A 26,797-nucleotide genomic window follows, 5' to 3' on the forward strand; every position below is an offset into this window, starting at 1 on the left:
CGGCCGCCGACCTGCACGATGGAGAGGTGAGTCTCCTGACCAGCATGCCCGCTGCCACCGACAAATCCGCCGGCACCACCGAGCCTGCGCAGAGCGGCAACGACAGCAACGGCACCGTCGATGCGGCGCGCAGCCACAGCAGCGACACAGTCGAGGCGGTACGGGGCGACAGCACCGGCACGGTCGAGCCGGTGCGGACGCGTAACGGCGGTGCGGTCGTGCAGGCGGGGAGCGACACCGGCGGCACGGTCGAGGCGGTGCGGACCGGTAGCGGCGATGCGGTTGTGTCGGCGGGGAGTGACAGCGGCGGTGCTGTCGAGGTGGCGCGGACTGGTAGCGGCGGTGCGGTTGTGTCGGCGGGGAGCGACAGCGGCGGTGCTGTCGAGGCGGCGCGGACCGACAGCGGCGGTGCTGTCGAGCTGGCGCGGACCGGTAGCGGCGGTGCGGTCGTGCCGGCGGGGAGCGACAGCGGCGGTGCTGTCGAGGCGGTGGGGAGCGCCCGCGGCGGTGCGGTTGTGCCGGCGGGGACAGACAGCAGCTGCGCGGTCGAGGCGGTGCGGGGCGACAGTAGCGGCAAGGGGGAGCGGCGGCGGGAGTTGGCGGCGTTCCTGCGCAGCAGGCGGGAGCGGATCCGCCCGGACGAGGTCGGCTTCGCGCCTGGCGGCCGACGCCGTACGCCGGGGCTGCGGCGGGAGGAAGTCGCTCAGCTCGCCGGGGTCGGCGTCACCTGGTACACCTGGCTCGAGCAGGGCCGCGACATCAACGTGTCTGCCCAGGTGCTGGAGGCGATCTCGCGAACGCTCCGGCTGGACCGCTCCGAGCGCAACCACCTCTACACACTGGCCGGTCTCTCGCTGGGCCCCGCGCCGGCCGAGTGCACCGCCCTGCCGAAGTCGGTCCAGCGAATGCTCGACAAGGTCTCGCCGTACCCCGCGCTGGTGCTCAACACCCGGTACGACGTACTGGCGTTCAATGACGCCTATTGCAAGGTCGTGCTCGACATGACCACCGTCCCGGTGGAGGAGCGCAACCTGCTCTGGCTCACCTTCGTCTCACCGGAGTGGCGCTGCTCGTTCCTGGACGGCGAGTCGATGAAGTTCCACCTGGTCGCCGCGTACCGCGCGGCGCTGGCCGACCACCTCGGCGAACAGGAGTGGCGCGACCTCACCGAGCGCCTGCTGGCCAACTCGGCGGAGTTCGCCCAACTGTGGGAGCGGTACGACGTGGCCGCGCCGAGCACGAAGGTCAAGCTGCTCGAGAACGAAAGGCTCGGGCTGCTGCGGGTGGAGCCGGCGAACTTTTGGCTGACCCGGCTCGGCCAGTTCCGGGCGACGGTCTACACCGCGGTCGACGAAGCCACCGAGGAGAAACTCCGCCGCCTGGTCGACGCCTAACAGTTGCCGGAGGCATCCAAGGTGCCCCCGGCAACTGGACTCAGCTGATCGGGATGCCCGGGTTGGTCAGGCCGCGGCCGCCGGTGATCGTGTTGGAGTTGTCGATCGTCACTTTGCACGAGGACGCGTTGTAGTTGGTGATGTTGAACGCGTAGCGCCCCGGCCCGGTCGCGCCGGTCAGGTCGGAGTGGTTGTTGCGGAACACCGTGCCGCAACCCCAGCCGCTCTGCTGGGTGTGCGTCTCGTAGCCGTTGTTCGTGGTGTTCTTGCCGGTGTTGTTCTCGATCACGTAGTTGTTGCCTTTGACATCGACCCAGCTGTCGTCGTAGTTGGCGCCGGTCAGCCCGCGGCCGTCGAAGCTGTTGCCCGCGACCCGGCCGCCGGTGGTCCCTTCCTTCAGATCGACGGCCTCACCGCCGACGTCCGGCCCGATCGTGTTGTCGAGGATCTGGACATGGTCGGACTTGTCCGAGGTGCCGCCCGCGCTGCCGACGTACACGCCTTCGCCCATGCCGCGACCGTCGTTTCCGGTGTCGTAGATGGTCGAGTTCCGGATCGTTCCGTAGCTGCTGCTGTTGCGGAAGTGCACGCCTTCCATGTCCAGGCCGTGCACGGTGACACCGTCGATCGTGACCCTGGTCGCGGAGTCGATCATGATGCCCTTCTGGCCACCGGTCACGGTGATGCCTTGCACCTGCCAGTAGCTCGCGCCGTTCAGGTGCAGACCGTAGCCACCGCTCGCGGTCAGAACTGCCTTGGCGCTACCGGTCAAGGTGATCGGCGCCGACGAAGTGCCGGACACGGTGGTCTTGAAATTGCCGGAATAGGTGCCGTCGGCAAGCTTGATGGTGTCACCGGCCTTGGCGTTGGTCAGCGCCGTCTTGAGTTGCGCGGCGGTGCTGACGTTCACGGTTGCCGCCTGCGCGGGGATCGCGGGGAGGGCGGTTGCGAGGAGGAGGGCGGACAGTGCTGCTGTGCGGAGCAGTCTCATGACAGCGACCTTTCAGTGAACGACGGAAGGGGGCGTTGCGTCGTACACAGGGGATGCGCCCCGGGCCGGCGACGGGGCGGTCCGCCGGCCCGGAAGGAATCTCCATGATTAGGAAAGTTTCCTAATAGTTCACCGGAACTTAGCGGTGCTGCACAGCGCTGTCAATCGGTCGCGAAGGGTGATCACAGAAATTCCCGCGGGCCGGAACGGGAGCGCCGGATCAAGCCGTGTCGCGGGATTTCCAGCCGGCCTTGAGGGCGGCGAGGGTGGCCGCGATGGCCGGGCGCCGGGTGGTGGCGGTGCGCCATACGGCGTACAGGCGGCGGCTGGGGGCCGGCTGCAGCGGTACTGCGACGACGCCGGGCGGGAGCGGGCCGCGGCCGAGTCGCGGCAGCAGGCCGATTCCGATGCCTTGGGCAAGCATGGCGAGCTGGGTCTGGTACTCCGCGACCGAGTACACCACCTCCGGCTCGACGCCGGCCTTGCGCATCGTCCGGATCAGCCAGTCGTGGCAGATCGAACCGACCGGCTGACAGATCCAGCGTTCACCCACGAGGTCGTCGGCGCGGACGGACTCCTTGCCCGCAAGGCGATGCGATGCCGGAACCAGAATGTCGGCGGGATCGGTGCCGAGCTTCACCCGGGACAGGTCGTCGGGCAAGGTCAACGGGGTGTTGTGCCAGTCGTGCACGATCGCGATGTGGATCTCGCCGCGACCGACCGCGGCGACGGCCTCGTACGGATCCGTCTCGGACACCCGTACGTCGAGGGCCGGGTGCTCGTCGATCAACTTCGGCAGTACGGCGGGCAGTAACCCTCGTGCCGCGGTGGGGAAAGCGGCGAGCACCAAGGTGCCGATCGCCTGGCCGCGTTGCTCCTCCAGGGTCAGCTCGGCCTCCTCGACCAACTGGAGGACTTGACCGGCCGTCGCCGCGAGCTGCTGGGCCGCATCGGTGAGCACGATCCCGCGACCACGCTTCTCCAACAGCGCTGTCCGCGTCTCCCGCTCCAGCTTGGCCAATTGCTGCGAGATCGCCGACGGGGTGTAGCCGAGGGCGTCGGCCGCGCTCCCGACGGACCCGTAGACCGCGACGGCGTGCAGGGCCCGCAATCGGCCGAGATCAATCATTTAGCACTCCTACAGTAAGAGCGGTAGCAGGATTCGCTGGTCCTTAACAGTAGCTGGCGCCCAGACTAGATGACCATGAGCCCGCGCCATGTTCTCCTCGCTGTCACGGTCGCCATCGTCTGGGGGATCAACTTCGTCGTCATCGAGGTCGGTCTGCAAGACTTTCCACCACTGCTGTTCTCGGCGCTGCGCTTCTTCTTCGCGGCTGTACCGGCCGTCTTCATCCTCGGAAAGCCCAGAGTGGCCTGGCGTTACGTGATCGCCGTCGGGCTGGTGCTCGGGGTCGCGAAGTTCGGCCTGCTGTTCGTGGGGATGTCGCACGGCGCCCCGGCCGGACTGTCCTCGCTGGTGTTGCAGAGCCAGGTGATCTTCACGCTGCTGTTCGCCGTACTGGTCCTGCGTGAGCGCCCTCGCAAGACCCAGTTGCTCGGGATCGCGATCGCCTGCGTGGGCATGGTCGTGATCGCGCTGGACCATGGGTTGACTGCGCCATTGGGTGCTCTGGTCCTCGTGATCGCGGCCGCGGCCTGCTGGGGCGTCTCCAACATCGTCACCCGGCACGCGAAACCCCAAGACACCCTGCGCTTCATGATCTGGGTCAGCGCCGTCGCCGTAGTACCGCTGGTTTTGTTGTCGCTGGCAACCGAGGGGGCTCATAAAGATGCTCAGGCCCTCCGATCGATCGACCTGACCGGCGTCGGCGCCATCGCCTACCTGTCCTTCGTAGCCACCCTCTTCGGCTTCGGTGCCTGGGGCTTCCTGCTCCGCACGTACGACGCCAGCACGGTCGCGCCCTTCTCCCTGCTCGTCCCCGTAGTCGGCATGGCCGCCGCCTGGACCCTTCGCGGCGAATCCATCGGCCTCCAACAAGCAATAGCCGCCACCCTCATCATCGGCGGCATGGCCTGCACCGTATTCCGCCGCCGCACCCGCGCGAGTTCACCGACGGCGGCGGTGCTCGCTAGTACTGGTTCGATGCCGGGGTAACGGGCCGCACGTCGACGTGGATGAGCGCGGGGCGTGGGACTGCGTGGCAGGGTGTAGGTATGGATGGCGATGTGGTGGGAGCTGTAGCGAAGCTGACCGGGCGCTGGGTGCGGGAGTTGCCGGCCGGCAACAGTGTCGTGTCGGGGCTCGGGGTCTGGCCGTTGCTTGCGTTGCTGGCGACGGCGGCGGATGAGCCGGGGCGAAGTGAGTTGGCCGAAGCTGCTGGCGTCGACGCGGGCAGCGCGGCAGCGAGAGCTGTCGAGCTGGTCGAGACCATCGACCGGTCGGCGGATCTGCACGCCGCGATGGCGATCTGGGTCCACGAGCAGCTCAAGCTGAGCGAGTCGTTCGACGACGTAGTACCGGCTGCCTTGGCCGGGACGCTGACCGGTGATTCCACTGCTGACAAGGCCAAGCTCGATGCGTGGGCGGCCGAGCACACCGACGGGCTGATCCGGAAGATGCCGATCGAGGTGACACCCGACCTGGCCGTAGTACTCGCCTCGGCCCTGTCCCTCAAGACCACCTGGACCAAGCCGTTCAAGGAGCAGGTCAAGCGGCTGTACGACGGTCCGTGGGCGGGCGGTTTGTGGCACTGGCTCGAGCGCACCGATCGTGACCTCGATTCCGTACGCCGGTACGCCGACTCGCCGGCCGGCCCGTTGACCGTGATCACGGTGGAGGGCGACGCCGACGTCGACATCCTGCTCGGAATCGGCGACGCCCAGCGCACCGACGTACTCGCAGGTCTTCTCGCGGCGTCCGCCAAGCCCGCCGATGGGCAGCCGGGCAGCGCTCTGGTGGAGCAGGGTGAGCCCGGGCAGGAGGTCGCGCCTGGCGTCAAGATCGGCCTGACCACGACCTCCGTGCCGGAGGTGAAGTTGTCCCTGCCGTCGTTCAATGTCGAGGTCGAGCACGACCTGCTGGCGCTGCGCGAGATCTTCGGCCTGACGACCGTGACCGGGCCGCCGGCTGACAACGGCCACTTCAGCGGCATCAGCCCGGAGCAGTTGGTGGTCGGATCGGCGAAGCAGACCGTCCTCGCCCGCTTCTTCGCCACCGGCTTCGAGGCCGCCGCGGTCACCGCGATGGGCCTCATGCGGACGTCGATGCCCACCCACCAGGCCCGCCGCCTCGACGTCGAACTCGCCCGCCCCTTCGCCTTCACCGCCGTACTGCGGGAGAGCCGCCTCCCGATCGTGACGGGCTGGATCGAGCAACCCACCGAGCCGGGCTAGGTCGGCAGCGCGAACAACCGGTTGAGCAGGGCCGACGCTTCGTCGACGCCCGCCCGGTCGCCGGTGAGGAGCAGATCGAAGAGCAGTCCACGAGACGCCGCGAGACCCAGCCGGGCGTACGCCGGGGCCTGGTCCGGGGCGATGCCGGCGCGGATGCACAGGTCGGTCAACGGGGGCAGCCAGACATTGATCAGGTCCGCCTTGAGTGCCTCGGTGTGCGGCTGGTCCTGCATCGCGTGCGCGGCCAACTCGAAGAACAACGGCCCGTAGATCAGCGCGGCCTCGGTCACGCGGCGCCAGAATTCCTCAGCCTGTTCGGCAACCGTGCCCTCGGTGAGCGACGCGAGGAGATCGCGCTGCTGTTGCTCGACCGTGCGGACCACTTCCGCGAGCAGTCCCTCGCGCGAACCGAAGTGGTAGATCAGCATCCGGTGGCTGGTACCGATCGCGGTCGCGATCGCGCGCAGGCTCGCATCCCCGATGCCGTTGCGGGCGAAGTGATCGACCGCGTCGGTGAGCAGGCTCTCGCGGCTCACTCCCGCTCGCTGACCTTCTTGAGGTTCTCGGTCTCGGTCGCGATGTACCGCTTCGTCAGGCCGGCGTAGAGCCTCCCGAACAGCCAGCCGAGCGGCCCTTCCTGGATGATCGTCGCCGTCGCCACGGTGCCTTCCGGCGTACTGACGACCCGATGGCCGCCGGTGGTCTTGATCCCCGGGGCGCGCGAGACCCATTCGAAGTACTCGCCTTCTTTCAGCTCGGTCACCTCCCAGATCGCGACCGGCAGCTTCGGCTGGCGGATCCGGGTCCGGGCGCCGACGTGGATGCGGCCCTCGTCGAGCCGCTCGACCTGCTCGACCGTGGGGGTCCACTCGGGCCATCGGGCGACGTCGCTGAACACCTCCCAGACGCGTTCCGCCGGGGCCTGGACTGTGATGGAGTGATCGAAGCGCATGTACCAAATGGTACATGGACTCCGGGCACCGACCAATGCCCGAGCGGAGCGTGAACGGTAGTCGGACAGCGCGTAAGAGTCCGGTCAGAACGAGGGTTGGTCGGTGCTGGCGGTCCGTCCGCCCGGGTAGGGTCTGCGGCATGGCTGACCAGAACCTCACAGAGAACGAGCAGGACCCGGGTGCGAGCACGCAGATGTTCCGCGCCTTCGTGAACGAGGGAACGACCGAGGCGACCGAGGAGCCCAAGCTCAACGGCCGCACGCTGGCGATCGTCGGCGGCGTCGTCGTCCTGATCGCTGTCATCGCCGCGATCCTCGTTCTCTGACCTCCTGTGGTGACCACCGTCGACGTTCACGTCGTACGGGTGTTCGTCGACCCCTCCGGCGACTTCGGCAACCCGCTCGGCATCGTCGACGGCACCCTGGTCCCCACGCAGGCCCGCCTTCGAGTCGCCGCAGCGCTCGGCTACAGCGAGACCGTCTTCGTCGACGATCCCGCGAGCGGTCGGCTGCAGATCTTCAGCGCCACCGCCGAGATGCCGTTCGCCGGTCATCCCACCGTCGGCGTTGCCTGGTGGCTGCACTCCCAGGGCTATGACACTCCCGTACTACGGGTGCCCGCCGGTGAGGTACTCGTCTCTCGCTCAGGTGACATCACCTCGGTCCAGGCCGACCCTTCGTGGGGCAGCACCTTCACCTGGTACGAGCTGCCCACTCCGGACGCGGTCCTTGCTGCCGACCCGGGTGACTACTCGGACGACCACTCCTACCTGTGGTCCTGGATCTCCGAAACGGACGGCACCATCCGCGCCCGCATGTTCGCCCCCGCCATGGGCGTCCCGGAAGACGAGGCCACCGGCTCCGCCGCGACCCAACTGACCGCCCGCCTCGGCCGCCCGCTCCACATCACCCAAGGCGCCGGCTCGGAACTCCACACAACAGTCATCTCCCCGACCGCGGTCACGGTGGGCGGCCGGGTCAGCGCAGCGCCCCCGCGCACCATCTCTGTCTGACATCTCTCGCGCGTCCAGCGCAGTCGTTCTCCTGAGAATCGTTGACTGGGGAAGCCTGCGGATAGAGCATGGGGGCTCGGCTACGTGGGAGGTTGCTGTGGCGGAGGTTGTGCGAGCGGCGCTGGTGCAGACGAAGTGGACCGGCGACCAGGAGTCCATGACGAAGGCGCACGAGGACTATGCGCGCCAGGCCGCGGCGGCCGGCGCGAAGGTGATCTGCTTCCAGGAGTTGTTCTACGGACCTTACTTCTGCCAACTCCAAGACCCCAAGTTCTACGAGTACGCCGAGTCCGTGCCCGGCCCGACGACCGAGCGCTTCCAGGCGCTGGCCGCCGAGCTCGGAATGGTGATGGTGCTCCCGGTGTACGAGCAGGAGCAGCCCGGCGTGCTCTACAACACCGCGGCGGTGATCGATGCCGACGGCAAGTACCTCGGCAAGTACCGGAAGAACCACATCCCGCAGGTGAACGGGTTCTGGGAGAAGTTCTACTTCCGCCCGGGCAACCTCGGCTATCCCGTCTTCGACACCGCGGTCGGCCGGATCGGCGTCTACATCTGCTACGACCGGCACTTCCCCGAAGGCTGGCGCGCCCTCGGCTTGGCCGGCGCCAAGATCGTCTTCAACCCCTCCGCCACCAGCCGCGGCCTGAGCTCGTACCTGTGGAAGCTCGAGCAGCCCGCGTCGGCCGTTGCCAACGAGTACTTCATCGGCGCGATCAACCGGGTCGGCATCGAGGACGAGTTCGGCGACAACGACTTCTACGGTACGTCGTACTTCGTCGACCCCGAAGGCAAGTTCGTCGGTGACGTCGGGCACGACCACGACCCCGAACTGATCGTCCGCGACCTCGATCTCGGCCTGCTCGACACCGTCCGGGACCGCTGGCAGTTCTACCGCGACCGCCGCCCCGACGCCTACGGCGACCTCACCAAACCCTGACCCACGATCGCTGACGTCCGAAGAAGTGAGGGTCAGGACCCACGTTTGTTCGGACGCAATGTCTAGAGATGAGGAGCGTGGAGGATGTCGTTGCTGGTCAAGGGTGGAATCGTCGTGGGGGCGACCGGGACGCAGCCGGCCGACGTCCTGGTGGAGGGCGAGAAGATCGTCGCAGTACTGGATCCGGCGTACAGCCAGACCGTGCAGGCGGACGAGCTGATCGATGCCACCGGCAAATATGTGATCCCGGGTGGCATCGACGCGCACACCCACATGGAGTTGCCCTTCGGCGGTACGGCGGCCAGCGACACGTTCGAGACCGGGACGCGCGCGGCGGCGTGGGGCGGCACGACCACGATCATCGACTTCGCCGTGCAGCGGACCGGCGAAGTGGTGCAGGACGGGCTGGCCGCCTGGCACGCGAAGGCCGACGGCAACTGTCACATCGACTATGCGTTCCACATGATTCTCGGCGGCGTGGACGACGACGCGCTCAAGGCGATGGACCAGTTGGTCGCCGACGAGGGCATCACCAGTTTCAAGCTGTTCATGGCCTACCCCGGGGTGTTCTACTCCGACGACGGCCAGATCCTGCGCGCGATGCAGACCGCGCGGGAGAACGGCGCGATGATCATGATGCACGCGGAGAACGGGATCGCCATCGACGTGCTCGTGCAGCAGGCGCTAGCGCGGGGCGAGACGGATCCGATCTACCACGGGATCACCCGGCCGGCCGCGCTGGAGGCCGAGGCGACCAACCGCGCGATCTCGCTCGCCGAGGTGGCGCGCGACTGTCCGCTGTACATCGTCCATCTCTCGGCGAGTCAGGCGCTGGAGCACGTGGCCGTTGCCCGGGACAACGGTCGCAACGTGTTCGCGGAGACCTGCCCGCAGTACCTGTATCTGACCCTGGAGGACCAGCTCGGCGCGCCTGGTTTCGAGGGCGCGAAGTGGGTCTGCTCGACGCCGTTGCGGAGCAAGCACGAGCCGCACGCGAAGGATCTGTGGAAAGGCTTGCGGAGCAACGATCTGGCGATCGTGTCGACCGACCACTGCCCGTTCTGCATGAAGGACCAGAAAGAGCTCGGCCGCGGCGACTTCTCCAAGATCCCCAACGGTATCGGCGGCGTCGAGCACCGGGTCGACCTGATCTACCAAGGCGTGGTCGACGGACAACTCTCGCTGGAGCGCTGGGTCGAGACGATCGCGACGACGCCGGCCCGGATGTTCGGGCTCTATCCGCAGAAGGGTGTGATCCAGCCCGGTTCGGATGCCGATCTGGTCGTCTACGACCCGAACGGCACGACCCGGATCAGTGCGGAGACGCATCACATGAACATGGACCATTCGGCGTACGAAGGGTTCGAGATCTCCGGCCGGGTGGACAAGGTGATCTCGCGCGGCAGCGTGATAGTGGCTGATGGCAACTACCATGGCCGCAAGGGGCACGGACGATACCTGCGCCGCGGGCTGTCGTCGTACCTGGTCTGACGAGGGGACAAGCCGGTGGACTTCGGAGTGGTGTTCCAGTGCGATCCGCCCGCGTCGGCGGTGGTGGAGCTCGCGGTCAAAGCCGAGGAGGCCGGTTTCAGCCACGTCTGGACGTTCGACTCGCACCTGCTCTGGCAGGAGCCGTTCGTCATCTACAGCCAGATCCTGGCGGCCACCGAGCGAGTGATCGTCGGCCCGATGGTGACGAACCCCGGCACCCGCGACTGGACCGTGATCGCGTCCCAGTTCGCGACGCTGAACGAGATGTTCGGCAATCGCACGGTCTGCGGGATCGGTCGCGGCGACTCGGCGTTGCGGACCCTTGGCGCGCAGCCGGGGACCGTCGAGGAGATGAAGCAGTGCGTCGAGGTCGTCCGTTCGCTGGCGCGCGGCGAGACGGTGACGTACCGCGGGCAGCAGTTGAAGTTCGCCTGGGTCGAGAACGGCCGCCTCGAGGTCTGGGTCGCGGCGTACGGGCCGAAGGCGCTCGCCGCAACCGGTGAGGTCGGCGACGGGTACATCCTGCAGTTGGCCGACCCCGACATCGCCGCCTGGATGATCGCCGCCGTACGACGCTCTGCCGAGCAGGCTGGCCGCGATCCCGAAGCGATCACGTTCTGCGTGGCGGCACCGGCGTACGTGGGTGACGATCTCGCCCACCAACGCGACCAGACCCGATGGTTCGGCGGCATGGTCGGGAACCATGTCGCCGACATCGTCGAGCGGTACGGCGCCTCCGGTCAGGTGCCGACGGCGCTGACCGACTACATCGCCGGCCGCAAGGGCTACGACTACGCCGAACACGGACGGGCCGGAAACACCCATGCCGACTTCGTTCCCGACGACGTCGTCGACCGCTTCTGCATCCTCGGCCCGGTCGAGAACCACCTGGCCCGCCTGGAAGAGCTGCGGTCGATCGGCGTCGACCAGTTCGCTCTCTACCTCCAGCACGACGCCAAGGACGACACCCTCACCGCCTACGGCAAGGATGTCATCCCGGCGCTTCAGGGGTAGACGAACAAACCGTCCGGGTCGTAGGTGGCGCGGACCTCGGCCAGTCGGGCGAAAGTTTCGGCCGGCCAGCTGGTCTCGTAGGAGTTGGCGAGTTCGAGGCCGCCGGCGAAGTTGATGTTGTTGTCGGCCGAGACCCAGGGCCCGAGCTGGGCGACGATGCCGTCGACGAGCGGGGGCAGGACCGTGCTGAACAGGTTCGGGTCCGGTACGCCGACGAAAGACAGGCTGTACGCCGCCGTGCGCCCGCCGACCGCGCTGCCTTCCGGGACATCGCGCGCCGTCGCCCCGCCGAGATGCCGCAGCTCGGTCACGATGATCGGCACCTGCTGCTCAGGCCCGACCGCACTGAGCAGCGTCTTGGTGAAATCGCCGTCGAGCTCGTCCAGCAGCAGGGCGCGCACCCAGCCCGGGCCGGGGTCTCGCGGGTCGTTGTGGATCTGGGCGATGTTCGCCGCCGGCATCTCGGCGACTCCATCGATCAGCCGCGGCGCCAGGTCGCGGAGCGGCTGGAGCACCTGCTCGCCCTCGGCGGAGTCGCCGACGAAGGCGTAGCGCAGGTTCAGCAGCGTCTTGCCACGCAACGGCTCGGGGATGAACTCGAGCGGTGGCAGTCGCAGGATCGCCACCGAGCTCGAAGCCGACTCCGGTGCCGTTTTGGTCCAGTCGATCCACGCGTTCAGGACGGGCGCGATGTGCTCGGCGTCGAAGAACAGCGAACCGCCGTACAGGGTGGTGAGCGGGACGAGTTCGAACTCCATCGAGGTGACGACACCGAAGCCGCCCTTGCCGCCACGGAGGGCCCAGAACAGGTCCGGGTTCTCGGTCGCGTTCGCCGAGATCAGTTCGCCTGAAGCGGTGACGAGCCGGAAGCCGCGCGCCCAGTCGGAGGAGAAGCCGTAGGTCCGGGCAAGCGGGCCGAGGCCGCCGCCGAGGGTGTAGCCGATGGTTCCGACGGTGTCGGAGGCGCCGGCGATCGGGGCCAGACCATGTTCGGCCGCGGCCGCGATGACCTCGGCCCAGGCGCAGCCGGCGCCGATGTGCGCGATCCGGCTCTCGGGATCGATGCTGAGTTCGTTGAGACGGGACGTGGTGATGAGAATGCCGTCGGTGACCGCTGTCGAAGCGGTGGTGCCGTGGCCGGTGCCAAGGACGCGCACCGGTACTGCGTGCTTCGCCGCGACCCGGACAGCCGCGGCGACGTCGCTCTCCGAGCTGGCGCCGACGGCGATCTCAGGCGTGTGGGCGGCGATCGTGTTGTGCGCGGCAACCTCTTCGGTGAAGCCTTCGTCACCGCGCGTCAGGACCGGACCGGTAATGGTGGAACGGAGTTCGTCGATCATGCCTCAGTCTGTCCAGGCATGGGGTCATTCGCTGATGCCGGAGCGCTCCACCCCTTCGACGATCCAGCGCTGCAGGAAGACGAACATCACCACCAGCGGCAGGATCGCGATACTGGCCGCGATGAAGAGCTGCGGCAGGTTGATCGTCTGTGCGGTGAGGAAGGTGGACAGCGCGATCTGCACGGTCCAGGAGTTCTGGTCCGGCGCGATCACCAGCGGCCAGAGGAAGGCGTTCCACGAGCCGATGAAGGTGATCGTGCCGATCGCGGCGATGAAGCCGGCCGAGTTCGGCACCACGATCCGCCAGAACGTTCCCCAGTACGCCGTCCCGTCGAGCTGGGCGGCTTCTTCCAGTTCACGCGGGAAGTTGAGGAAGTACTGGCGGAACAGGAACGTCGCGAACGCCTGGAACAAACCTGGAACGATCAGGCCGCGCAGCGTGCTCACCCAGCCGAGCGAGGACACCAGCACGAAGCTCGGGACGAACGTCACGGCCGCCGGGATCAGCAGAGTGGCGACGATGAAGTAGAACACCGCATTCGCATACCTGAAAGGGATTCTGGCCAGCCCGTAGCCCGCGAGCCCGGAGATGACGAGCACGCCGACGGTTTGCACCACGGCGATCACCAGCGAGTTGACCAGGCTGCGTGCCATCGGCACGGCCGGGTCGTTGAACAGGTCGCTGATGTTGCTCCAGTGCAACGTCGACGGGAACAGCTTCCACGTCGGCGAGGTGATGTCGGCCTCGGTCGACAACCCGTTGCGCAGCAGCAGATAGAACGGCAGCAGGAAGAAGATCGCGCCGATCCCGAGTACGACGTACCGGATGGCCGAGCCGGCTTTGTCGGCTCCCGAGCGCTGGATATTCGCCATCTCAGTCCTCCCTCCGGCCGAGTCCGAGCACGCGGTTCTGGCCGAGCGCGACGAGGGCGATCAGCAGCGTCAGGATCACGGCGCCGGCGCTGCCGTGCCCGAAGTCCTGACCCTGGCCGAGCGCCGCGTAGTACAGGTAGACCAGCGGGGGACGCGCATACGGCGGGTATTGGCCCGAGCTGGACAGCAGATTGTAGAACTCGTCGAACGCCTGGAACGCGTTGATCAGCAAGAGCAGCAGTACTGCGGTGGAGGTGGCTCGCAGCTGGGGGAGCGTGATGAAGCGGAGCACCTTCCAGCCGCCGGCGCCGTCGATCGCGGCGGCTTCGTACAGCGACGGCGAGATCCGTTGCAGGCCGGCCAGGAACAAGATCATGTAGAAGCCCGCCTGCAACCACATCCGCGCGGTCACGATCACCAGCCAGTACCACGGGGGCTGGGTGACCGAGAGCCACGCGATCGGCTCGATCCCGAACCAGCCGAGCACGGTGTTCATCAGGCCGAAGCGGACACCGGAGAAGATCGACAACTTCCACACCAGCGACGCCACGACGTACGAGCAGGCGGTCGGCAGGAAGTAGACCGAGCGGAAGAAGGTCCGGGCGAACCGGGCCCGGTTGATCAGCAGGGCCAGGCCGAGCGACACCACGAAGGTGGTCGGCACGATGAACAGCGCGAACAGGACGAAGGTGGCCAGGCTGGACCGGAACGACGCGTCCCGGATCATGTCCAGATAGTTGCTCAGGCCAACGAACTTGCTCGGCGTGACGGTGTTGTGCGCGTCGAAGAAGCTCAGCACCACCGACCAGACGATCGGGATGTAGACGAACACCAGCAGGCCGAGCACGAACGGGCCGACGAAGACGGCGAACCACAGGTTGCGGTCGTAGCGGCCCCGCAACCTGGTGGTGATCGGTCCCCGGGCCGGCGCGGAGACCGACATCAGCCCGCGATGCGCTTGAGCTCGGCCTCGACGACCGCCTTCACGGCCTTGATCTCGGTGGCCGGGTCGGAGCCGTTCTTGATGATCCGGTTGAGCGCGTCGGAGTACGCCGTACCGGATTTCGGGGTCCACAGCAGCGGGGTCTGCGCGTGCCCGTTCTCGTTGACGAACCTCGCGGCGTCGGCGGCCGGACCGGACTTGAGCTTGTCGGCCTTCTCGATCAGGCTCTTGCGGGCCGGGATGTGGAAGCCGTACGACTGGGCCCAGTCGAGCTGCTTGTCGGTCTGATCGACCCACAGCCATTTGACGAACTTCTTCGCCGCGTCGACGTTCTTCGACTTCGCGCTGACGCTGGACGCGTAGGCGCCGACCGGGACGCTGGGCGCACCGGTGCTCGCGTTGAGCTTGGGCCACGGCAGTACGCCGAAGTCGTCGCCGAGCGCCTTCTGGATCTGCGGGAATGTCCACAGGCCGGTGAACTGCATCGCGGTCAGACCCTGGGTGAACGCCGACGGGTCGGACCAGTCAGTCGGTGCGCCGAGCAGCAAGGACTTCGAGGTGAACAGCTCGCGCAGCTTGCGGAGCGACTCGACCGCGGCCGGGTCGTCGAAGCCGAACGTGTTGTCGTCCTTCAGGTAGTCGAGCCCTGCCGACCACAGGGCCGGCCCACCGAGGATTCCGACGCCGCCGTCGTTGCCGACGAACAGGCCCTTCATCTTGGCGGTGGTGAGCTTCTTGGCCGCCGCCAGCAACTCGTCGACCGTCTGCGGCGGCTGGACACCCGCCGCCGAGAGCACGCTCTTGCGGTAGACCAGCAGCTGCATGTCGGTGACCTGCGGGATCCCGTACAGCTTGCCCTGATAGCTCATCCGGGCGATCAGCGACGGAGTGAAGTCGCTCTTCGCGTCGCCGAGCAGGTCCGTCAGATCGACCACCTGGCCGCCCTTGATCATGTCGATGCTCGGGCCGTTGCCGTACTCGAAGACGTCCGGGCCACCGTCGGTCAGCAGGGCCGAGGCGGTCTTCTTGTCGTAGTCGCCCGGTGACCACTGCACGGTCACCGTCGCGTCGGGATACTCCTTGGCGTACCGCTGGACGGCCTGCTGGGTCCCGGGCTCGCCGTACTGGTGGTACCACTGCGACAGCGTGGGTTTGCCGCCGCTCGAACTGCCCGACGACGCGCGGCCTGTGTTCGACCCGCAGCCGGTCACCGCCAGCGCGGCCAGCCCACCACCCACGGCCAGGAACCGCCGCCGACCGAACCCGTTGCCCTCAGCACCCGACATCTCGCCGACCTCCACTCCTCCGGCGCGGCCCGACCACCGCGCGCCCTCCCCGACCCTACGACCGAAGAGGGCTTCCCGGTCCCCATTTCCACCCCGTGGAAACGGACGCACGCCGGCGGTGTCTCAGGCGTCGGAGAGGCGGGCGATGGTGGCGCCGGCCCGGCGGACGATCGGGACCGGGCCGGCCGGGAGGACGTCGCCGATGAAGGTGTAGTGGCGCAGGATCTCGGGGTCGACGCCGCCGGGGCGGTGCCGGCTGTGGTCGCGGACCCAGTCGATGATGTCGCCCCAGCCCGGTGCCGCCAGCGAGCCGCCGAAGTGCTGGACCGACAGGCCCGCGCACAGGTTCCCGAAGGCGAGCCGGTGGGCGAGCGGCCAGCCGCGAAGCGTGCCGAGCACCAGAGACGCCAGGAAGACGTCGCCCGCGCCGGTCGGGTCGTACGACCGCACCGGCAGCGCCGGCACCTGCTCCTCCTCGCCGGTCGTGGAGTCGATCGCCAGTACGCCGTCGGCGCCGTTCGTTACGACGGCGAGCGGCACCCGGTCGGCAAGTTTGTGCAGCGCGGCCTTCGGGGTGTCGGTCCGGGTGTAGGCCATCGCCTCGCCCGCGTTCGGCGTGAAGGCGTGGAAGCCCTCCAGGACGTCGAGCACCGCGGGCGACCATGCGTCGGTCGGGTCCCAGCCGACGTCGCCGAACAGCAGTGCGCCGGACTCGCGCGCCTCCGCCGTCCAGCTCGGCAGTTCCTCGGCGACCGGGACGATCGCCGACTTCGTCCGCAGCCCCGGCCCGACCAGCTTGCTCGGGTCGCCCGGCGCCTCGTGGGCGTGGGTGACCATCGCGCGGTCGCGGTCGATCGACATCGACACGGTGACCGGGGAGTGCCAGTGGCCGATCCGCCGCGAGTGCGACAGGTCGACCTTTTCCTGGTCGGCCAGCGTGCGCCAGCAGAAGTCGGCGTACACGTCGTCGCCGAAGACCGCGGCCAGCCCGCTGCGCAGGCCGAGCCGGCTGGCGGCGATGGCGAAGTTGGCGACGCCGCCGGGACACGAACCCATTCCCTCGGCGAAGATCTCGGTTCCGGTGGTCGGGGCGGACTCCAGACCGGTCAGCACGATGTCGAGAAACACGGTGCCCTGCACGAACACGTCGTAGCAGTCCGGCTCGTCCATCATCGTCGGCTGCTCCTTGTCGGTGGCTGGTGATGTGCTGTCCTTCGTAGCATCATCAGCCGTTCATCACCACGGATTTGGGAGGACGACAGTGAGTTCTGAGGTGTGTTGGTGATTCCGACCTGGATCTCGGTGGTGGGCGTGGTGATGGCCGCGCTGAGCCCGGTGCTGGCCCTCGGTGGCGTCGCGCTGGGGTCGTACCTGACCCGCAAGTCCGATCGCGAGCTGGACACCTGGCGGCACCGCGAGGAGACGATGCGGATGGTGCGCTGGGCGGTCGAGCAGATCCTCGAGGGGGAGGAGGCCGGCACGGATGCCGGCGTGGTGACGCTGCGCTCACTGATGCGATCGGAACTGTTACAGCCCGAGGACTACGACCTCGTCGCCGCGCTGACCGCGGCCGTTGCGATCGACCGCGTCGGCCCGGCCGCGTACGCTGAGATCGCGGACGCGAACACCGAGATTGTCGAGGGAGGCGCCGATGAGTGAGAAGAAGACCGTCAAGGTCTCCCGGCAAGCCGTCGAGCTGGCCCGGTTGCACGTCGAGGCGGCCCGCAAGGCCGGCCGCAAGCCCGAGCCCGGCCTCGCCCGCATCGCCACCGCCCGGCCCGAGCCGACCCCCGGCTGACCGCACCGTAGCGCTTAGCACGTACGCCGTACCGCCTCCTGTCCGTACTGCGTACGCTCGCTGCCACCGAGTCGGGCGGCACGCCGTGGAGCACCTACACTGATCGACGGCCGCTCCGGTGGCGTACGGTGCCCTCGTGGTGACCACTACGCTGCTCCCTGTTCCCGACCACGGCCGGACAATCCCGTGATCCGCTTCGAGAATGTTTCCAAGACGTACGAAGGTCAGTCCAAGGCTGCCCTGCTGAACGTCGACGTCGAGATCGAGAAAGGCGAGTTCGTCTTCCTGGTCGGTACGTCGGGGTCCGGCAAGTCGACGTTCCTGCGCCTCGTACTGCGCGAGCACCGGACCTCCAAGGGCCACATCATGGTGGCCGGCAAGGACCTGAACCGGCTCGCGAGCTGGCGCATCCCGCAGATGCGCCGCCAGATCGGCACCGTCTTCCAGGACTTCCGGCTGCTGCCGAACAAGACCGTCGCCGAGAACGTGGCGTTCGCGCTGCAGGTGATCGGCAAGCCGCGCCAGCACATCCGCAAGACCGTGCCCGAGGTGCTGGAGCTGGTCGGCCTGGACGGCAAGGAGGACCGGATGCCGGACGAGCTGTCCGGCGGTGAGCAGCAGCGGGTGGCGATCGCCCGCGCGTTCGTGAACCGGCCGATGATCCTGATCGCCGACGAGCCGACCGGAAACCTCGACCCCGGCACCTCGATCGGCATCATGAAGCTGCTGGACCGGATCAACCGGACCGGCACCACCGTGGTGATGGCCACTCACGACGTGTCGATCGTGGACCAGATGCGCAAGCGCGTGATCGAGCTGGAGAACGGTCATGTCGTCCGCGACGAGTCGCGCGGCGTCTACGGCTACCAGCACTAGGGCAGCTGCATCCCTGGTATCCCGACGACCTACGACGTTACGGACTCAACTGTTATGCGCTTGAACTACATCCTCGCCGACCTCGGTATCGGGCTGAAGCGGAACCTGTCGATGACGATCGCGGTCGTCGTCACCATCTGGGTGTCGCTGTCGCTGTTCGGCAGTGCGTTGCTCGCCCGCGAGCAGGTCGACCTGATGAAGGGCAACTGGTACGACAAGATCCAGATCTCGGTCTTCCTCTGCACCAAGGACTCCGGCGGCCGCGGCTGCTCGGGCACCGAGGTGACCACGGAGCAGAAGAACCGGATCAAGCAGGTGATCGAGTCCAGCCCGGACACCGCGCCGGAGGGCGTCTTCGGGGAGACCAAGAAGGAAGCCTTCGACCAGTTCAAGAAGCTCTACAAGGACTCGCCGATCGTCAGCACGGTCACCGAGGACCAGATGCAGGAGTCCTTCCGGGTCAAGCTGAAGGATCCCCAGCGCTACCAGAACCTGGTCAGCGCCGTGTCGGGTCTGCCCGGCGTCGACACCGTCCAGGACCTCAGACAGTATCTGGATCCACTCTTCAAGGCGCTGAACGGATTGCAGTTCGGCGCGCTGATCGCGGCCGGGTTGCTGCTGATCGCCGCACTGATGCAGATCTCGAACACGATCCGCCTGGCGGCGTACGCGCGACGGCGGGAGATCGGCATCATGCGCCTGGTGGGCGCCTCGAACTTCTACATCCAGTTGCCGTTCCTGCTGGAGGCGGTGCTGGCCGCCCTGATCGGCGCGGTCCTTGCCTGCGGCACCCTCTGGGTCGGCGTGTACTTCGTCGTCATGCAGCGGGCCCAGGAGACGTTCCGGGTCTGGCAGTGGGTGGGAGCGTCCGAGACCTTCCAGGCGACCCTGATCATGGTGGTCGTCGGTCTGGTGCTCGCGGTGGTCCCGACATTCCTGACAACGCGGAAATACCTCAAAGTCTGACCTTCTTGACCTATGGTCGGTGACAAGTAAGTCACCAGCACCCATAGCAAGGGGTCGACTGTGGTCCCGCACTTCCCCGGTGCGAACCCGCGCAAGCGGGGGAGCATCAAGCGAGACGACAGCATCGGCACCACCGCCGTACCGGACGGACGGTTCCTCAGGCGACGCCTGGGTGGCCCGCCCGGCCGGCAGACGGTCGTCGCCGCTTGCTGCGTTGTCCTGTCCCTGTCCGCCGGAGTTCTGGCGGCGGTCCCGGCTGCCCAGGCAGACCCGCCGGACCCCGCCGCGAAGAAGAAACAGCTCGACTCGCAGATCCAGACCCAGCGCGGCGAGCTGAACGAGGCCTCCGACCAGCTGGCCAAGTCCGTTGCCGCGTACACCCAGGCCGAGGCGCAGTACCAGGCCGTGCAGGTCAAGTACGCCGCGGCGCAGGGGAAACTGGCCGCCGCGAAGGCCGCCGATCTCGTTGCCGCCGGCAAGCTCAAGGCGGCCGAACTGGCGCTCCAGACGGCGATGGACGAGGTCACCGCGGGCGAGCAGTTGCTCGATGCAAAGAAAGCGGTCGCCGGCCGCGCGGTCCGCTCGGCGTACCAGCAGCAGAACAGCCTCGTAGGGCTGAGCATCGTACTGCGGGGTGCCTCGCCGGCCGACCTGGCTACTGGCATGCAGGTCCAGCGCAACGTGTTCGGCATCCAGGGCAACGCGATCACCAACCTGAACAACGCGCAGGCGCAGCTGGCGAACAAGCGGGTCAAGGTGCAGGCGGCCGAGCAGGCGGTTGCCGCCCAGCGTGCCGAGGCGGCCAAGACCGTCAAGGAGGTCACCGCGCTCACGCTGCAGGTGGCCGCGGACAAGGCCGAGGCGGCCAAGGTCGCGGCGACCAGGCTGACCGCGCAACAGGCCGCCGAGAAGGAGAAGAACACCGAGCTCGCGCAGTACAACGCGCTGGTCAGTGAACGGACCCGGGTCGAGCAGATCCTGATCGCGCGGGCTCGTGCCGAGAAGGCGGCAGCTGCCCGTCGCAAGGCGGCGCGCGAGGCGGCCGAGCGGGCGAAGGCGAAGAAGGAGCACCGGCCGCCGCGGAACATCCCGGACGACCCGGGCAGCTCGTCGGGCCTGAGCTTCCCGATCGACACGTACATCACTTCGCCGTACGGGATGCGCTTCCACCCGATCCTGCACGTCTGGAAGCTGCACGACGGCACGGACTTCGGCGCCGGCTGCGGTACGCCGATCCATGCTGCCGCGAGCGGAGTGGTCACCGACCGTTACTACAACGGTGGCTACGGCAACCGGTTGTTCCTGTCCAACGGCATCATCCGGGGCTCTTCGATCACCACCGTCTACAACCACCTGTCCCGGTACAAGGTACGGGTCGGCCAGCACGTCTCGAAGGGCCAGGTGATCGGCTACGTCGGCACCACCGGTTACTCGACCGGCTGTCACCTGCACTTCATGGTCTACCAGGACGGCCAGGTGGTTAACCCGATGAAGTGGTTGTAGGAGTTCTGAGATACTGGTCGGATGGTGAAACAGACCGGCCACAAACCGATCGCGCAGAATCGTAAGGCGCGACACGACTACCACATCGACGACGTGGTGGAGGCCGGGCTCGTGCTGACCGGGACCGAGGTGAAGTCCCTGCGGCTGGGCCGGGCCTCCCTCGTCGACGCGTTCGCCGCCGTCCGCGGTCGCGAGCTGTGGCTGCAGGGGATGCACATCCCGGAGTACACGCACGGCACCTGGACCAACCACGAGCCGCGGCGGACCCGCAAGCTGCTGCTGCACAAGGACGAGCTCGAGAAGCTGATCAAGGCGGTCGAGCAGCAGGGTGTCTCACTGATCCCGCTGTCGCTGTACTTCAAGGACGGCTACGCGAAGGTCGAACTCGCCACCGGCCGGGGCAAGAAGGACTACGACAAACGCCACGCCCTGGCCGAACGCCAAGCCAGCCGCGAAGCCCAACGAGCCCTGTCAGACCGCAGCCGCCGCTAACCCACCTTCCTCACCACCCACCGCCTGCGGCGCCACTGCCTACAGCCACAGCGCTTTCCTTCCTTCCCTTTTGTTTGTTTGAGCTGGGGTCCGCTCAGGGGTTGGTCCGGGCTGCACCCGATGGGGTGAGCGGTCTCGCGGCGGGAGAGTGGGTGCATGTCCACTTCAGACCTGCTGGTGACGCCGGCCCAACGGGACCGCGCGGTCGAGATTCTGCAAGAGATGTACGCCGACGGCCGGCTGGATCACGGCGAGTTCGACACCAGGCTCGAACTGGCGTTGAAGTCCCGGACCCGCGCCGAGCTGAACGGCACCTTCAACGGCCTGGTCTCGCGCCCGGTCCCGACGTACGCGCCCGCCGCCTTCACCCGCCCCGCACCGCTGCAGCGACGCGACAGCCAGGGCCGGGGGATGGGGATGGTCGCGCACTGGCTCGGCTATCCCACCTTCTTCGTCGGCCCGGCGCTGATCGTCGCCACCGCCGGCAAGGAGAACCCGGCCGTCCGCAAGCACGCGGTCGAGGCGCTCAACTTCCAGCTGACCGCCCTGATGGCCTTCGCGCTGCTCGGGGTCGTCACCGGGGTGACCCAAGGGTTCACCGGGTTCCTCTTCCCGCTGGTCGGCCTGGTCTGGTTCGTGCTGACCGGTATCGGCGGCCTGGCGGCGCTGCTCGGCTCCGACTTCCGCTACCCGTTCACGCTGCGGCTCGTCCGCTGACCGGGGAATCCCAGGTGCGGTTCGCTTGTTGGAGTTGATAGTGTGGGTGACCTGCGGTGAGCCGCAGGTGTTTGACAACTCAACATGGGGGTGAACGGTTTCGACTTTGGACGTACGTTCCAAGAGAAGCGGGCCGAGGATCCAGGGTTATCTCGTAAACGATCTCTGGAAAACAATAACTGCCAACGCTAACGCGCGCAGTGACTTCGCTCTCGCCGCCTGACGGCCTGAGCCAATGAAGTCGGTCAGCCCGGGGTAGCTTCCGACCCGGTTCCTGGCCTCAGCTAGGAAGCTTGCTTCGTCAACCCGGTCACGGGGTTGACGCGGGACATTCACAGTGACTGAGCTTGTCAGCGACCCTGTCTGTGGGAGCGCTGGAGCCGAGAAAAGCGACTAACAGACTGCGCCCGGAGAAGTCTTGGGTCGACGCTGAAGGACGCGGGTTCGATTCCCGCCACCTCCACCCCTTTGAGTCGAACACAGAAGTGCCTGGTCAATAACCACTGACCAGGCACTTTCTCGTTCCACAACGACCACCCCGACGGCTCAGCGGAGTCGACTTTCCAACGCAGTCGGCAGCCCCGTCTGCCGCCGGTCAGCGTGGTGTCGGGGGCGTGGTCGGCTTGTTCACCCACTGGTACGTCGACGAGAGATGGGTCGACCAGACGTCCAGCAGCTGCGTCATGCGCTGATCGGATGCCATCGCCAGCAACTGGTCGCCGGTGATCGGTGCGGTGCTCTGCCCCTGGTCGGGGAAAATGGCCAGCCGTAGCCCCAGTCCGTGGTGATCCACGTTCAACGTCGCTGTCCGAGGCCCAGTCGGCTCGAGCGTCACGACGCCGTTCTTGGTCGTCTGCTTCTCACTGGCGCTGGACAGCCGCACGACTGCGAGGCCGCCGGTGGCCAATTGCTTGACCTGGCACGCGTCGTGGTCGGGCTCGATCTTGTAGTTGCCTTTGAGATGGGTCGCGGGCGCGGCGCAGCGCGTTCCGGGTGCGGGGAAATCGGCCATCGGTTCGGACAGCTCGAAGGTGATCGGGAACTTCAGTCCGCCGGCCTCGACCGTCAGGCCTCCCTGGTGATCGACCTGGACCGCGTCGAACTGCTCCGGCAGTAGTGCCGACAGCGTCTCCGCGGCGTACCGGAGGAACTCGTTGTATCCGATGACCTCCGGGATCGGCGGCAACGTGCTTGCGGGCGCGGTGACCGGCGGTTCGGTCCGAACCAGCGGCGCGATGGTGAGGCCGCCCGCGACCACTGCCAGCGAGGACAGGACCGCACCGGTGCCCAGCAGGACGCGCTGTCGCCGGACCATGCGGGGGCCCCGGGCCAGGACCGCCGGAATCAGATCCGGCATCGGCTCGACGTTGTCGAGCGTGCGAGCCAGTTCCTGTTTGATGTCGAACGTCATATCTCCTCCTGAGGTTTCAGATGGCCGACAAGGCCGAGAAGTCGCCACCGAGCCGGTCGCGCAGCTTCTGCAGGCCCTGGGCGGACTGGCTCTTCACGGTGCCTGGACTGCAGCCGAGGACTTCGGCCGTCTGCTCGATGCTGAGGTCCTCCCAATACCGCAGTACGACGACCGCCCGGGCCCGGGCCGGCAGTTCGGCCAGGACGGCCAGCATGGTCATCCGCAGCTCGACCGAGGTCTCCGGCCGGGCGGCGTCGGGCTTGCGGAACCAGTCCAGTTCGCGCCGGCGCCGCCGCTCACCGTCGAGGTAGGTGCGGACCATCGTCTTGCGCCCGTAGGCGTCGATGTTGTCGGCCCGCCGCGCTGACGGCCACGCTCGGTAGAGCTTCAGCAGTTCACCCCTTGGACCCGAACGGCGGCGGCGTTGCCTGAACCAGGTCCTGAGCACTGTGCCGGTCACCGCACAGCAAGTAGGCCTGCTGAAACAGCCGCTGCTGCCGCGCCGCGGCGTACTGCGTGAATTCCTCGTCGCGTCGCATCCACGCTCTCCTCTCGTCACACCCTTAGAAGAGCGGGCCCGCCCGGAAAAGGTTCAGCCCGGTCCAGATCTGGTCGAGCGCGATCGTCGGCGTACTGCGCCGGGCCTGGTGGTGCTCGTAACGCTCGGCGAGAGGGCAGCGATAGAGGTAATGGTTGACGTGTCGGTGTACGACGCGTCGCCAGGGGGCACTGACCCCACACGAGCGCCGGGTACTCGAGGATTCGGTGACTCCAGGTCCCGGCGTTGAAAAGCAGCGCCGGGACTGCTCATGTCCGGGCCTGCACGCCGCCGATGATCAGTTCTGGTTCGAGGCTCTGGTGATGACGCCGGTGACGATCTCTTCCGCGACGATCCTGAGTTTGGTGTTGCTGTCCTGGGAGGTCCGGACCAGGAACGCGAACGCGCGGTCGGGCGTGAGCGTGTAGCGCTCCATCACGATGCCGACCGCCTGGCCGATCACGTTCCGGGTGATCAGGGCCTGGTTCATGGTGTCTTCTTGGCGGGACCAGCCCATCGCGACCGCGACCAGCCCCGCGAACAGCGCGCCCAGGGCCCGGGTGTCCGAGTCGAGGCTGTGTGGCTTGTCGGCGTACAGGTTCAGCGCTCCGCGAACGTGCGGCTCGGCCCGGAACTGGAAGGCGATCTGCGCGCCGAAACCCAGCGCCGCGGCTTTCGGTCCGTACTGCGGCCAGCGCGGGTCGCCGGCGAGGTCGGCCGCCTCGACCACCGGTTCCGACAGGGCGGCCTCCAGGCAGGGCCCTTCGAGCAGCTGGTACTGCAGCTGGTCGGCCAGCACCACCCGCTCGTCGGTCGGCGCCAGCGTCTCGATCCGGCCGTCCCGGGTCGTGATCGACAAACTCGCCTGATCGACGCCCGGCACCGTGTCGACCACACTGGCCAGCAGATGCTCGAGCGTCTTGGCCAGATCGATCGGTGCCTTCAATGCCGCCGCGGCCGCGGTCATCACCGCGGCAAGGTCGTCCGACGGATCCAGGGTCATCGACAACTCCTCAGCGAAACCATGACAATCGTGGCTCACCCTCAAGGCTGAGCCACCGGTACGTGGGCGGAATCCCCGCTCACCCCAATTATCTGGTCCCACGCGCCGTACCCGGGCAAACTTATGCGTCCGTTTCAGGCGCGGAATATCCGTCACGGTCGTCGCCCGGACCCTCGGGCAGTACGCCGGTGGCGCAGAGTCGGTGGGCCACCTCATCGGGTGACAGCCCGGTCGCCGCCGCACGCGCCTCGATGAGCGCCCTGGCCAGCTCGACCGGGATCCCGTATCGCTCCAGCAGGACCCCCTCGGCCACAGCAAGAGCCCAGGTGGGTAAAAGGTGATCGAAACCGGGAACAGGCCCGCGCTCATCGTCATGGTCCACCGGACCGTCCGCTCTCACGGCCACCAAACGGGCCGGGACGTGAATCACCGCAGGCGGCACACCCTACTGGCGAATCCGAAAAGCCAACGGTCCCCATCACCCTACGCACAGACTTCGACACGCTCCTCCCGCGGCGCGTCCACCCGTGGGCGCACCAGCCGCGCAGGACGTCCTGGCGGGTGATACGGTGCTCGGATAGTATGAGATCGATATTATCTCGAAGACCTTCGCCCGCCCAAGGAGAGCCAATGCGTCGTTTTGCTGGAATCCTCGCTGCCCTGATCGGGCTGGTTGCCGTCGGTGCGGTTCCACCCGTGGCGACCGCGGCCGGTACGACGGTGGTGGGCACGTACACCGTGTGGAGCTGGAACGTCGCCGGGTGGGAGATCAATCGCGCTCTCACCGACAACGGGATGGTCGCCGGTGCGGTCGCGTCGATCCGGACTCGCGGCGCCGACTTCGTCGTACTGAACGAGTTGTGCTGGCAGCAGTACAAGGCGATCCAGAGCAGGCTCGCGGACGCCGGGTGGCCACAGGACACCACCAACTTCTCCCGTTTCGAGCGGCAGCGCACCGACAAGTGCAACAACCAGCCGTTCGGCGTGGCCATCTTCAGCAGGTTCCCGCTCGGCCCGGTCGAAGCGGTGACGTTGCCGCAGGATCAGAGCAAGGAACAGCGGAAGTTGCTTTGCGCGCCTTTGATCGCCCAGCCGCACCTACGGTTCTGCGGCACGCATGTCACGCCGTCGCAATTGCCGACCGCCGACGGCCGGCACGACAATGCGAATCTCGCGCAGCTGCAGACAATTCTCAGCCGGCTGGAGCAGCAGAATTCCAACGGCGACACCACGCTGATCGCCGGTGACTTCAACGCGCAGCCGAACTTCGGCCGCCTCGACGACTGGTACGACAGCGAGCTCGACACCGTCAACAACCGGCAGAACCGGGGCCAGTACCGCGAGCTCGACGACACCGAGGCGACCTGCCCCGGCTACGGCGAAGCCACCACGGAGAACAACAACGACGGCCCCTGCGACCAACCGACGAAGATCGACCTGATGTTCGTCCGGAAGAACCACCTGGCCGGCCCGTACTCCGCCGACGCACTGGCCATCTCGCACAACTGCGCCGGCGCCGCGTGCTCGGACCACCGGATCATCACCGGCACAGCGGAGCTCAGCATCCAGAACTAGCGGCCGGACCGAGGCAACAGTCGGCCGTTGGCAATGGCGTGCCCGGGTTCGGAAAAAAGGTCACCGATCGGCGGAAGCAATCAGCTGCTTTATCCCGGGAAAACGCTCTTTTCTCGGCTGACAACGCAGTCAACTGTCTCGCTTGTGCCAACGGCAGTAATGGGCGTTGACCATGATATGAGACGGGCATAGTGTCCCCCCGCGATCCACCGGCGTTGGAAGAGGAGTAAAGGAAGTAGTGAGGCCCGGTGGTATCCGGAGCGTTCCAGGCGGAATAGGTGCACCCGCCTGCCAGCCCGGCGCATCGCAACCCGCCCAGCACCATTT

The 26,797-nt window shown here is 67.3% G+C and carries 29 protein-coding genes and 1 other RNA gene; 17 read left to right on the forward strand and 13 right to left on the reverse strand.

The window, feature by feature from the left end; genetic code table 11:
- Positions 1–26 precede the first annotated feature (26 nt).
- Complete coding sequence (locus DIZ26_RS38015) at positions 27–1,394, forward strand: MmyB family transcriptional regulator (RefSeq protein WP_232828651.1); 1,368 nt, start codon at positions 27–29, stop codon at positions 1,392–1,394.
- A 40-nt stretch (positions 1,395–1,434) separates the two neighbouring features.
- Here DIZ26_RS38015 and DIZ26_RS28445 read toward each other — a convergent pair whose 3' ends face one another.
- Together DIZ26_RS28445 and DIZ26_RS28450 are read right to left on the reverse strand one after the other, a co-directional pair.
- The gene (locus tag DIZ26_RS28445; RefSeq protein ID WP_112246945.1) at positions 1,435–2,385 is read right to left on the reverse strand and encodes a right-handed parallel beta-helix repeat-containing protein; all 951 of its coding nucleotides are present in this window, start codon (positions 2,383–2,385) and stop codon (positions 1,435–1,437) included.
- Between the two features lie 220 nt (positions 2,386–2,605).
- A complete protein-coding gene (locus DIZ26_RS28450; RefSeq protein WP_112246947.1) occupies positions 2,606–3,514 on the reverse strand; it encodes a LysR family transcriptional regulator in 909 nt (302 codons plus the stop codon).
- A gap of 75 nt (positions 3,515–3,589) precedes the next feature.
- Here DIZ26_RS28450 and DIZ26_RS28455 point away from each other — a divergent pair, with 75 nt between their 5' ends.
- Together DIZ26_RS28455 and DIZ26_RS28460 are read left to right on the forward strand one after the other, a co-directional pair.
- A complete protein-coding gene (locus tag DIZ26_RS28455) occupies positions 3,590–4,501 on the forward strand; it encodes an EamA family transporter (RefSeq protein WP_112246949.1) in 912 nt (303 codons plus the stop codon).
- 59 nt (positions 4,502–4,560) lie between these two features.
- Entirely contained in the window at positions 4,561–5,739 is a 1,179-nt protein-coding gene (locus DIZ26_RS28460; RefSeq protein ID WP_112246951.1) for a serpin family protein, read from the forward strand.
- Here DIZ26_RS28460 and DIZ26_RS28465 read toward each other — a convergent pair.
- Positions 5,736–6,275, reverse strand: coding sequence for a TetR/AcrR family transcriptional regulator (locus DIZ26_RS28465; protein ID WP_112246953.1), 540 nt, complete (start codon positions 6,273–6,275; stop codon positions 5,736–5,738). The two genes, DIZ26_RS28460 and DIZ26_RS28465, sit on opposite strands and share 4 nt — an antisense overlap.
- Entirely contained in the window at positions 6,272–6,691 is a 420-nt protein-coding gene (locus DIZ26_RS28470) for an SRPBCC family protein (RefSeq protein WP_112246955.1), read from the reverse strand. Before DIZ26_RS28470 ends, DIZ26_RS28465 begins: the two co-directional genes overlap by 4 nt.
- 140 nt (positions 6,692–6,831) lie before the next feature.
- Between DIZ26_RS28470 and DIZ26_RS28475 the strand changes: the two genes are divergently transcribed.
- From DIZ26_RS28475 to DIZ26_RS28495, 5 genes are all read left to right on the forward strand, one after another.
- A complete protein-coding gene (locus tag DIZ26_RS28475; protein WP_112246956.1) occupies positions 6,832–7,017 on the forward strand; it encodes a hypothetical protein in 186 nt (61 codons plus the stop codon).
- Between the two features lie 9 nt (positions 7,018–7,026).
- Positions 7,027–7,704 carry a PhzF family phenazine biosynthesis protein gene (locus tag DIZ26_RS28480; RefSeq protein ID WP_112247205.1) on the forward strand — a complete coding sequence of 226 codons (678 nt, stop codon included), beginning with the start codon at positions 7,027–7,029 and terminating at the stop codon, positions 7,702–7,704.
- A 97-nt stretch (positions 7,705–7,801) separates the two neighbouring features.
- Positions 7,802–8,644 (forward strand): nitrilase-related carbon-nitrogen hydrolase, encoded by an 843-nt coding sequence (locus DIZ26_RS28485; protein ID WP_112246958.1) that lies wholly within the window; start codon positions 7,802–7,804, stop codon positions 8,642–8,644.
- Between the two features lie 84 nt (positions 8,645–8,728).
- Positions 8,729–10,135, forward strand: a complete 1,407-nt coding sequence (hydA, locus tag DIZ26_RS28490; protein ID WP_112246960.1) for a dihydropyrimidinase — start codon at positions 8,729–8,731, stop codon at positions 10,133–10,135.
- A gap of 15 nt (positions 10,136–10,150) precedes the next feature.
- The gene (locus DIZ26_RS28495; RefSeq protein WP_112246962.1) at positions 10,151–11,149 is read left to right on the forward strand and encodes a TIGR03842 family LLM class F420-dependent oxidoreductase; all 999 of its coding nucleotides are present in this window, start codon (positions 10,151–10,153) and stop codon (positions 11,147–11,149) included.
- On the opposite strand, the gene DIZ26_RS28500 is transcribed toward DIZ26_RS28495, so the two are convergent.
- From DIZ26_RS28500 to DIZ26_RS28520, 5 genes are all read right to left on the reverse strand, one after another.
- Entirely contained in the window at positions 11,140–12,489 is a 1,350-nt protein-coding gene (locus tag DIZ26_RS28500) for an FAD-binding oxidoreductase (RefSeq protein WP_112246964.1), read from the reverse strand. The genes DIZ26_RS28495 and DIZ26_RS28500 overlap by 10 nt on opposite strands.
- A 24-nt stretch (positions 12,490–12,513) precedes the next feature.
- Complete coding sequence (locus tag DIZ26_RS28505; protein ID WP_112246966.1) at positions 12,514–13,362, reverse strand: carbohydrate ABC transporter permease; 849 nt, start codon at positions 13,360–13,362, stop codon at positions 12,514–12,516.
- A gap of 1 nt (position 13,363) precedes the next feature.
- Complete coding sequence (locus DIZ26_RS28510) at positions 13,364–14,305, reverse strand: carbohydrate ABC transporter permease (RefSeq protein ID WP_198676317.1); 942 nt, start codon at positions 14,303–14,305, stop codon at positions 13,364–13,366.
- Positions 14,305–15,591 carry an ABC transporter substrate-binding protein gene (locus tag DIZ26_RS28515; protein WP_112247209.1) on the reverse strand — a complete coding sequence of 429 codons (1,287 nt, stop codon included), beginning with the start codon at positions 15,589–15,591 and terminating at the stop codon, positions 14,305–14,307. Before DIZ26_RS28515 ends, DIZ26_RS28510 begins: the two co-directional genes overlap by 1 nt.
- A 123-nt stretch (positions 15,592–15,714) precedes the next feature.
- Positions 15,715–16,764, reverse strand: coding sequence for a carbohydrate kinase family protein (locus DIZ26_RS28520; protein ID WP_232828652.1), 1,050 nt, complete (start codon positions 16,762–16,764; stop codon positions 15,715–15,717).
- 108 nt (positions 16,765–16,872) lie between these two features.
- Here DIZ26_RS28520 and DIZ26_RS28525 point away from each other — a divergent pair, with 108 nt between their 5' ends.
- From DIZ26_RS28525 to ssrA, 8 genes are all read left to right on the forward strand, one after another.
- Positions 16,873–17,250, forward strand: a complete 378-nt coding sequence (locus DIZ26_RS28525) for a hypothetical protein (RefSeq protein WP_112247213.1) — start codon at positions 16,873–16,875, stop codon at positions 17,248–17,250.
- Positions 17,243–17,389 (forward strand): hypothetical protein, encoded by a 147-nt coding sequence (locus DIZ26_RS37575; protein ID WP_157979835.1) that lies wholly within the window; start codon positions 17,243–17,245, stop codon positions 17,387–17,389. The genes DIZ26_RS28525 and DIZ26_RS37575 overlap by 8 nt, the downstream gene beginning before the upstream one ends.
- Positions 17,390–17,575: 186 nt before the next feature.
- Positions 17,576–18,265: a cell division ATP-binding protein FtsE gene (ftsE, locus tag DIZ26_RS28530; RefSeq protein WP_112246967.1), complete on the forward strand. Its 690-nt coding sequence runs from the start codon at positions 17,576–17,578 to the stop codon at positions 18,263–18,265.
- A 54-nt stretch (positions 18,266–18,319) separates the two neighbouring features.
- Entirely contained in the window at positions 18,320–19,231 is a 912-nt protein-coding gene (ftsX, locus tag DIZ26_RS28535) for a permease-like cell division protein FtsX (protein WP_112246969.1), read from the forward strand.
- A 60-nt stretch (positions 19,232–19,291) separates the two neighbouring features.
- Complete coding sequence (locus DIZ26_RS28540) at positions 19,292–20,734, forward strand: M23 family metallopeptidase (protein WP_112246971.1); 1,443 nt, start codon at positions 19,292–19,294, stop codon at positions 20,732–20,734.
- A 21-nt stretch (positions 20,735–20,755) separates the two neighbouring features.
- A complete protein-coding gene (smpB, locus tag DIZ26_RS28545; protein WP_112246973.1) occupies positions 20,756–21,226 on the forward strand; it encodes an SsrA-binding protein SmpB in 471 nt (156 codons plus the stop codon).
- Between the two features lie 156 nt (positions 21,227–21,382).
- Positions 21,383–21,943 (forward strand): DUF1707 and DUF4870 domain-containing protein, encoded by a 561-nt coding sequence (locus tag DIZ26_RS28550; RefSeq protein WP_112246975.1) that lies wholly within the window; start codon positions 21,383–21,385, stop codon positions 21,941–21,943.
- Between the two features lie 86 nt (positions 21,944–22,029).
- Positions 22,030–22,409: a transfer-messenger RNA gene (ssrA, locus tag DIZ26_RS28555) on the forward strand.
- Positions 22,410–22,538: 129 nt separating this feature from the next.
- Here the strand turns inward: ssrA and DIZ26_RS28560 are convergent.
- The 4 genes from DIZ26_RS28560 to DIZ26_RS28575 form a co-directional block, all read right to left on the reverse strand.
- Positions 22,539–23,354: a type I phosphoribosyltransferase gene (locus DIZ26_RS28560; RefSeq protein ID WP_112246977.1), complete on the reverse strand. Its 816-nt coding sequence runs from the start codon at positions 23,352–23,354 to the stop codon at positions 22,539–22,541.
- A gap of 16 nt (positions 23,355–23,370) precedes the next feature.
- On the reverse strand, positions 23,371–23,814 hold the full coding sequence (locus DIZ26_RS28565) for a sigma-70 family RNA polymerase sigma factor (protein ID WP_232828653.1): 444 nt from the start codon (positions 23,812–23,814) through the stop codon (positions 23,371–23,373).
- A gap of 376 nt (positions 23,815–24,190) precedes the next feature.
- Positions 24,191–24,895, reverse strand: a complete 705-nt coding sequence (locus tag DIZ26_RS28570) for a GAF and ANTAR domain-containing protein (RefSeq protein WP_112246979.1) — start codon at positions 24,893–24,895, stop codon at positions 24,191–24,193.
- Positions 24,896–25,016: 121 nt separating this feature from the next.
- Positions 25,017–25,208: a hypothetical protein gene (locus tag DIZ26_RS28575; RefSeq protein ID WP_157979836.1), complete on the reverse strand. Its 192-nt coding sequence runs from the start codon at positions 25,206–25,208 to the stop codon at positions 25,017–25,019.
- A 317-nt stretch (positions 25,209–25,525) separates the two neighbouring features.
- Between DIZ26_RS28575 and DIZ26_RS28580 the strand changes: the two genes are divergently transcribed.
- A complete protein-coding gene (locus DIZ26_RS28580; RefSeq protein ID WP_112246983.1) occupies positions 25,526–26,470 on the forward strand; it encodes an endonuclease/exonuclease/phosphatase family protein in 945 nt (314 codons plus the stop codon).
- The last annotated feature ends 327 nt before the right edge of the window (positions 26,471–26,797 follow it).

Origin of the sequence: Kribbella monticola, from assembly GCF_003261635.1 — a bacterium.
GTDB classification, from domain to species: Bacteria; Actinomycetota; Actinomycetes; order Propionibacteriales; family Kribbellaceae; genus Kribbella; species Kribbella monticola.

Bases quoted from the DNA above. Each gene is read 5' to 3' on its own strand.
- DIZ26_RS28445 (WP_112246945.1), bottom strand. From the start codon at position 2,385: ATGAGACTGCTCCGCACAGCAGCACTGTCCGCCCTCCTCCTCGCAACC.
- DIZ26_RS28450 (WP_112246947.1), bottom strand. From the start codon at position 3,514: ATGATTGATCTCGGCCGATTGCGGGCCCTGCACGCCGTCGCGGTCTAC.
- DIZ26_RS28455 (WP_112246949.1), top strand. From the start codon at position 3,590: ATGAGCCCGCGCCATGTTCTCCTCGCTGTCACGGTCGCCATCGTCTGG.
- DIZ26_RS28460 (WP_112246951.1), top strand. From the start codon at position 4,561: ATGGATGGCGATGTGGTGGGAGCTGTAGCGAAGCTGACCGGGCGCTGG.
- DIZ26_RS28470 (WP_112246955.1), bottom strand. From the start codon at position 6,691: ATGCGCTTCGATCACTCCATCACAGTCCAGGCCCCGGCGGAACGCGTC.
- DIZ26_RS28475 (WP_112246956.1), top strand. From the start codon at position 6,832: ATGGCTGACCAGAACCTCACAGAGAACGAGCAGGACCCGGGTGCGAGC.
- hydA (WP_112246960.1), top strand. From the start codon at position 8,729: ATGTCGTTGCTGGTCAAGGGTGGAATCGTCGTGGGGGCGACCGGGACG.
- DIZ26_RS28500 (WP_112246964.1), bottom strand. From the start codon at position 12,489: ATGATCGACGAACTCCGTTCCACCATTACCGGTCCGGTCCTGACGCGC.
- DIZ26_RS28505 (WP_112246966.1), bottom strand. From the start codon at position 13,362: ATGGCGAATATCCAGCGCTCGGGAGCCGACAAAGCCGGCTCGGCCATC.
- DIZ26_RS28510 (WP_198676317.1), bottom strand. From the start codon at position 14,305: ATGTCGGTCTCCGCGCCGGCCCGGGGACCGATCACCACCAGGTTGCGG.
- DIZ26_RS28515 (WP_112247209.1), bottom strand. From the start codon at position 15,591: ATGTCGGGTGCTGAGGGCAACGGGTTCGGTCGGCGGCGGTTCCTGGCC.
- DIZ26_RS28520 (WP_232828652.1), bottom strand. From the start codon at position 16,764: ATGATGGACGAGCCGGACTGCTACGACGTGTTCGTGCAGGGCACCGTG.
- DIZ26_RS37575 (WP_157979835.1), top strand. From the start codon at position 17,243: ATGAGTGAGAAGAAGACCGTCAAGGTCTCCCGGCAAGCCGTCGAGCTG.
- ftsX (WP_112246969.1), top strand. From the start codon at position 18,320: ATGCGCTTGAACTACATCCTCGCCGACCTCGGTATCGGGCTGAAGCGG.
- smpB (WP_112246973.1), top strand. From the start codon at position 20,756: ATGGTGAAACAGACCGGCCACAAACCGATCGCGCAGAATCGTAAGGCG.
- DIZ26_RS28550 (WP_112246975.1), top strand. From the start codon at position 21,383: ATGTCCACTTCAGACCTGCTGGTGACGCCGGCCCAACGGGACCGCGCG.
- DIZ26_RS28560 (WP_112246977.1), bottom strand. From the start codon at position 23,354: ATGACGTTCGACATCAAACAGGAACTGGCTCGCACGCTCGACAACGTC.
- DIZ26_RS28570 (WP_112246979.1), bottom strand. From the start codon at position 24,895: ATGACCCTGGATCCGTCGGACGACCTTGCCGCGGTGATGACCGCGGCC.
- DIZ26_RS28580 (WP_112246983.1), top strand. From the start codon at position 25,526: ATGCGTCGTTTTGCTGGAATCCTCGCTGCCCTGATCGGGCTGGTTGCC.